Source organism: Peribacillus sp., from assembly GCF_059453735.1.
In genome coordinates this window covers 1-6,655 of the sequence record NZ_JAZVJO010000244.1, presented here as the reverse complement: position 1 = coordinate 6,655, position 6,655 = coordinate 1, and the positions used below count along the sequence as shown (strand labels likewise).

Annotated in this window: 7 protein-coding genes; 4 read left to right on the top strand and 3 right to left on the bottom strand. The window is 38.1% G+C overall.

What is annotated here, in order from left to right; all coding sequences use genetic code 11:
* Together AC52RT_RS07670 and AC52RT_RS07665 are read left to right on the top strand one after the other, a co-directional pair.
* Positions 1 to 1,710 (top strand): LTA synthase family protein (locus tag AC52RT_RS07670; protein WP_495540192.1); only part of this gene is annotated, 1,710 nt, incomplete at its 5' end.
* Between the two features lie 260 nt (positions 1,711 to 1,970).
* On the top strand, positions 1,971 to 3,098 hold the full coding sequence (locus tag AC52RT_RS07665; RefSeq protein ID WP_495540191.1) for a YqgU-like beta propeller domain-containing protein: 1,128 nt from the start codon (positions 1,971 to 1,973) through the stop codon (positions 3,096 to 3,098).
* Between the two features lie 59 nt (positions 3,099 to 3,157).
* On the opposite strand, the gene AC52RT_RS07660 is transcribed toward AC52RT_RS07665, so the two are convergent.
* Positions 3,158 to 3,331 carry a DUF2759 domain-containing protein gene (locus tag AC52RT_RS07660; RefSeq protein WP_495540190.1) on the bottom strand — a complete coding sequence of 58 codons (174 nt, stop codon included), beginning with the start codon at positions 3,329 to 3,331 and terminating at the stop codon, positions 3,158 to 3,160.
* A 418-nt stretch (positions 3,332 to 3,749) separates the two neighbouring features.
* On the opposite strand from AC52RT_RS07660, the gene AC52RT_RS07655 reads away from it, so the two are divergent.
* The gene (locus tag AC52RT_RS07655) at positions 3,750 to 4,376 is read left to right on the top strand and encodes an MBL fold metallo-hydrolase (RefSeq protein ID WP_495540189.1); all 627 of its coding nucleotides are present in this window, start codon (positions 3,750 to 3,752) and stop codon (positions 4,374 to 4,376) included.
* A gap of 23 nt (positions 4,377 to 4,399) precedes the next feature.
* Positions 4,400 to 5,482 (top strand): class I SAM-dependent methyltransferase, encoded by a 1,083-nt coding sequence (locus tag AC52RT_RS07650; protein WP_495540188.1) that lies wholly within the window; start codon positions 4,400 to 4,402, stop codon positions 5,480 to 5,482.
* 107 nt (positions 5,483 to 5,589) lie between these two features.
* Here AC52RT_RS07650 and AC52RT_RS07645 read toward each other — a convergent pair whose 3' ends face one another.
* Positions 5,590 to 5,832: a DUF2626 domain-containing protein gene (locus AC52RT_RS07645; protein ID WP_495540187.1), complete on the bottom strand. Its 243-nt coding sequence runs from the start codon at positions 5,830 to 5,832 to the stop codon at positions 5,590 to 5,592.
* A gap of 89 nt (positions 5,833 to 5,921) precedes the next feature.
* Entirely contained in the window at positions 5,922 to 6,614 is a 693-nt protein-coding gene (locus AC52RT_RS07640) for a helix-turn-helix transcriptional regulator (protein WP_495540186.1), read from the bottom strand.
* Positions 6,615 to 6,655: the final 41 nt, after the last annotated feature.

Here is a 6,655-nt window from a genome sequence, read left to right as displayed (position 1 = left end):
ATTAATCCCCTAAGCTTTTTATTACTTTTTCTTGGAATCAGTCTGCTATTAAAGAATAGACAACAAATTCTCTATTTGTTGTCAATTAACTTTATTCTTACCGTTGTTTTATTAGCTAATATCATTTTTTACCGGTTTTTTTCTGACTTCATAACGCTGCCGGTTTTGTTTCAAACCAGCAATATGACTGATTTGGGAGGCAGTATAAAGGAATTAATCAACTACTCGGATTGTCTTTACTTTGCAGACTTTTTTATTTTGCTTTTCTTTATACATAGGAAGCAAGTCACCCGGAGCTATACCAGTAAACAACGTAAGGTTTTTACTATGCTTGTCCTTTGTGTTACCTGTATTCATTTAGGGATGGCGGAACTAGCTCGCCCGCAGTTGTTGACAAGGAGCTTTGACCGAGAAATGCTAGTGAAGAATATCGGAACGTATCATTATCATTTATATGATGCATATTTGCAATCGAAGACATCTGCACAGCGGGCCCTTGCCGATGGCAGTCGTTTAACTGATATTGAGAACTATATTCAAGCAAATCAAAAGGAGCCAAATCAAGAACTTTTTGGTGCGGCATCAGGTAAGAATATAATCATGGTCTCTATGGAATCACTTCAGAACTTTGTCATTGGCGAGCGTATGAACGGGGAGGAAATCACCCCATTTCTGAATGAGTTTATCAAGGAGAGCTATTATTTTACCGATTTTTATCAACAAACGGGTCAGGGAAAAACGTCGGATTCTGAATTCTTAGTAGAAAATTCACTTTATCCATTAGGAAGAGGCGCTGTATTCTTTACTCATGCGCAGAATACATTTCAAGCGGCACCTGCTATTTTAAACAAAGCAGGTTATTATACAGCAGCACTGCACGCCAATAATAAGAGCTTTTGGAATCGGGATTTAATGTATCAGTCATTGGGGTATCAACACTTTTATGACAATACTGCTTATCAAATCAATTCTGCTAACTCAGTGAACTGGGGATTAAAGGATAAGCCCTTTTTTAAGCAATCAATAGCGCATTTAAAATCAATGCCGGAACCGTTTTATGCAAAGTTCATAACACTGACGAATCATTTTCCTTTTACATTAGACAGAGAAGATCGGAGTATTCCAGAATATACATCAGCGTCAAGGACATTAAACCGCTATTTTCCTACGGTGCGCTATATGGATGAAGCGATTGAGCAATTTATCACGGATTTAAAGGAAACAAATTTATACGAACATTCAGTTATCATTCTATATGGGGATCATTATGGAATATCTGACAATCATAATGAATCTCTTGAGCAGTTTCTTCAGAGGGAAATTACTCCTTTTGAGATGATTCAGCTTCAGAGGGTACCATTGGTTATTCACCTGCCGGGGCAAACCGGACAAACGATTGATAAAGTATCTGGGCAAATCGATTTGGAGCCGACGATTCTTCATTTACTTGGTTTGGAGACGGAGAACAAGCTGCAGTTTGGAAACGATTTATTTGCAGAAGACAAATTGGATTTTGCTGTCCTTAGAAATGGATCCTTTATTACTTCAGAATACGTTTTTACCAGGGATACTTGTTATGAAAAAGAAACGGGAGAGTTGATTGATATTTCCCATTGTGAGCCATTTATGGATAAAGCGAATCAAGAGCTGTCATTATCTGATCAGTTAGTTCAGGGAGATTTATTACGTTTTTATCTAGAAGGGGACTAAAGGTTCAGAAGAAACATTTCTGGACTTTTTTCTTATGAGGAATTTTTTATTTTTTCATGATTTTAAGGGCAATCTGAACTTTTTTGTTTTATAATTAAAGCGAAAGATGGTCGCAAGATGGACACTTGTACAGCATTAACTATTCCCTGTCGTTTAGGGGTTAGTTAATATTGCTGGATGAAGCGGCTTGCGCTTTTCAATAGGGGGTGTGAGAGATTAACGTTAAAGAAACATCACACTGCCAGTTGAAGCAGCTCGTGATGTCTATATGGACTGGTCGTTTCATTCTGTCTATGACATTACTCTCCAGCTTACTTCTATTAACGTCCTGCGAGTCAGAAAACACTCTCAAGGAGCCTGTAGAAGAAAATCCCCGGCAAGAAGCTTTACCATTAACTGACCCTGATAATCTGAAGATTCCCGTTATCGAAAGTGAGAAAGTTGATAAAGTATATGGTTGGCTGGATAACGAAACCATTTTGTATAGTGTTCAGCAATCAAATCGTAATGAAGCAGTCATAAAGACGTGGAAAATGACTGAGGAGGCAGGGGAGATCTTTCATTATCCTGATGAGCAGATTACTGATGTTTCAATCAGTCCTGACCAATCCTTTGTTCTTGTACACACAGCTTCGACTGCCGATACTGCCAGTCTTGTCATTCTTACACATACCGGAGATGTTCAATATTCCTTTTCAATCCCGTCTGTGGAATTGGTCTATGAATGGAATATCTATGACCCAGGCACGCTTTTTTTGTCTGGTTTTAATAGAGATTGGTCATATACAAGTTATATTGTTAATGGTGGAAAGAAAAGCTTAGAAACGGTAAAAGCACCACAGCCTTTTGTACAATGGGGCAGTAAGGATGAGATTTGGTATTTAGATTGGAATGAAGAGCAGCCTAATCTAACTGCACCGCTATTTAAGCAAAATCTGGCAGATGCACAGAAAAAAGGCATCATGCTTGATATTATTTTCTTTAAGAAAATGAAACATTCGTATTTTGTCATTCGAGATGAAAGCGAAACTTTCAGCAAGGCTACTTATACGTTCTATAATGAAAAAAATCAATCACTTGCGGCATTTAAAATACCGCATTTAAAAAACTTCTCGGATTGGTTGATTCCATATTATGATTATAATGAAACAAAACAAACTCTTTTAACCTTTGCACCCGATAAAGCTGGTAACGTTGATCAATACACAGGAAGCTTTAGTTTACTATCTTTCAATTGGAAGACCGGTAAACAAGAAAAAAAGATGACTCAGTTCGAAAATGAGCCTTTAAGCTGTTCACCTAATCAAAAATGGTGTTTATATGGGTATCAATACGAAAATGTAATTGATATGAATGGTAAAAAAGTCTATCCGCTTTTTAAACAATAAAATAGGGTAAACAAAAGAGCATGGACTGCCATGCTCTTTTGTTTACCCTATTTGTGTACTTAGTGTGCAACTGGGAATCCGCTGTTAATTAACGTCATCACTGTAAACCATCCAAAGACAAGCGCGCTGCCTCCGCCAAATACGATTCCAAGAATATTTCTTTCTTTAAGTGAGGAAATTGTACCGATTATGCCTAGAATCGTAACTAAGCCTAAAACAACCATTAAAACCATCGTTATGCCCCCTTTGTTCAATCTGAATACTACCCTTTTGAACCACTGAACTTTAGAATGCCCAGAGGTGTATAAACTCTACCCATAAATATGTAGAAAGATTGCGTTCGCTCTTATTTTAATGGTTTTTATTCCATTTGTCGAGATTATTAGTGAACACTTTGTGTAACAATATCCATTTTTAAAGGATAGTGGAAAAATAGAATGAGATGCCGTTGGAGTAGGTGTTAAGTGGAATTATTCGAATAGTAGAATCTTTCGTTGAAGAAAAGGCTCTCCTAATAGACTAAAATTTACATAAGAGCCTTCCGTTCCTTCGAGTGTTAACCTGCACTTATTCTTAAAGGAACAGCTTAATTTATGATCTGAAGTAGTGTAAGATGATATTAGATAGATGAAATTAATGGAGATGAATAGAATGAAATGGAACCAAATACCGCTCGGCCCTTTACAAACAAATTGCTACCTGCTTTCAAATGAACAAGAGTGTATTATTTTTGATCCTGGTGAAGAAGGTTCAAAACTGATTCAGTTGATTCAGCAAAAAAAGCTAAAGCCGATTGCTATTCTCCTCACACATGCTCATTTTGATCATATTGGGGCACTGGATGAGATTCGTGAATTTTATAATATCCCAGCTTATCTTCATCAAAAGGAAGAAAAATGGCTGATGGATTCTTCTTTAAATGGCTCCAAATCCTTTTTAGCTGGACAATCTATGCAAATGAAGCCCGCAGATTTCCTTTTAACCGATGAAACTGAACTAGAACTTGGCAGTTTTGTGTTTAAGCTGTTTAAAACACCAGGTCACTCACCAGGAAGTGTTTCTTATTATTTAGAGAGTGAACGCATGCTGTTCTCTGGTGATGTATTATTTAAAAATAGTGTAGGCCGTACGGATTTACCTGGGGGAAACGAAGCTCAATTAATGAAGAGTATTAATCAACACTTAGTAACTCTTCCTTCTGACACCATTGTCTTTCCCGGACATGGTCCAGTTACGACCATTGAAGATGAAATCGCAAGCAATCCGTTTTTGAGATGATCGAAATGAGAAGGTGAAAGGAAATGGATGACTATCTTCGTAAATTACTATCAAGTAAGCGAGATGAAAAAATTTCGTATAGTGAATATATGGAGGCGGCGCTTTATACACCCGAGATCGGTTACTATATGAAGCCGGGAACGAAGATTGGGAGAACTGGGGATTTCTATACCAGCTCAAATGTGTATAATGTGTTCGGATCGTGTCTAGGGAAATGGGCAGCTAAAGTTATCAGACAAGCAAAGCTCACCCCAAGAATCCTTGAAATAGGGGGAGGAACAGGCAAGCTTGCTTTTGATCTTCTTTCCAGCCTTAAAAGGACGGACTCTGAATTATTTAAGCAGCTTACTTATACGATTGTTGACAGTAGTCCCTTTCATCAGTCAGAGCAAAAAGAGAAATTAGCTGAATTTCCAAACGTTGTTTTTCTGAAAGAATTACCTGTAGAGTTTATGGGGATTATTGTATCGAATGAGCTTTTCGACGCATTACCTGTTCACGTTATTGAGAAAAAGCAGGGGGTTCTTTATGAGGTTTTTATTAAGGAACACGATGGGAGTTTCTGTGAAACAATAGAGCGTTTATCAGACAGTAGAATTCAAGAGTATATCCTATCACAAAGCATTGAATTAGCGGAGAATCAGCGATATGAAATACCGATAAAGATGCTTGATATGATTTCAACGATTTCTGACACCCTGTCTAAGGGCGTGGTGGTCACATTTGATTATGGCTATACGCAGACTGAATGGACGGAATCTATTCACAGGAAGGGGAGCCTAAGAGGGTATTATCGTCATCAACAGATTGAAAATATCCTTCAACATCCTGGTCAAATGGATCTCACTGCTCATATCCATTTTGATGCTTTGCAGCACTATGGTGAACGTGCCGGCCTACGGTTTGAGCGCCTTCAGTCACAGGCAGACTTTCTCATTGGGGCTGGTCTTTTCTCAGAACTTGAAGATCATCAAAACCTAAATCCCTTTTCAGATACCGCCAAAAGGAATCGAGCTATCCGCAGTCTTGTAATGCCTGGAGGAATTAGTTCCTATTTCCGAGTGATGCTTCAGAGTAAGGGAATACAGGGGAAATTAAGTGTATAAAGAGTCCAGCACTCAAAAAAGGCTGTCCTACACGTCACGTGTAAGACAGCCTTTTTTGAATAATAGAAAACCCATGAAACCAAGGTTTCATGAGCTATGTAGGCTTTTTAGTGAGCCGCACCCGGTGTCATCATAAATACGGTATAATAACTAAATCCTACAAAGAATACAGTCAAATACGCCCCAAATACGTAGATATACATGCGTTCAGAAAGCTTTAAATAACTTAAAAGTACAAAAAATCCAGTTTGTCCGAAGAAAAGTAAGGACATTTCATGCATATGGCCTAAAAAGAAAAATACCGCCATAATTCCAGTCCAAAAACCGCAAACCCTGAACATACGATCCATTGTGTAAACCTCCCCTTTTTTCCCCAATGATGGTAATCACTAAACAATTATAAATGACTTGATGATATGATGTAAAGCTTAGTTTGTATCTAGTCCGTAACAGAAACACGATAAGAGCATAAATCACAGCCATTAATCATGTTCTCGCCCTCCACTAATTGAACATTTGTAAACACGGAATTAAACATGCCGAGCAGATAGGCATTATGCATCGAACATATGGTACTGCTATTGTGCTTGGCCAATTCTTTAAATGGACAATTATGGATTTGGAAATAAATCGTGGTCTGGTCTTCGCTAATTTGAAACTCTGGACTAAAACCTGCGAGTGTTGCTGCATTTTTTACTATAGCCAGCTTATCATCGAAAGTGAGATACGGTTGTGCTGACATGGTTTGCTGTTTAACCAGTTCGGAACCGAAAGAACGACCTGTTTCAAAAAGAGCTTTTTCCCCAGCTTCTCCAAGAGACATCATGCTTTCAATCGCGATCTTTGCTAAAAGCTGATAATCACGATACGGGAAATGAAGCTGAATTACTTCATCGGCTAATTTATAGGTTCTGCCTGGCCGGCCGCCTTTGCCGGTCTTTTTCGTTTCTGAAGTAATTAAACTTACATCTTGGAGTTTAGTTAAATGCATCCGGGCAACATTTGGATGAATCTCAAAAGCGTCCGCTATTTCTTGCACAGTGACCTCTTTGTGCTGTTTCACAATGTATTGATAAATGTGATAACGAGTTGGATCAGCTAATACATTTGTGATTTTTAACGTTTGTTCCATTCCCTCACCTCATACTGCTCTTTCAACCATTATAATACAGT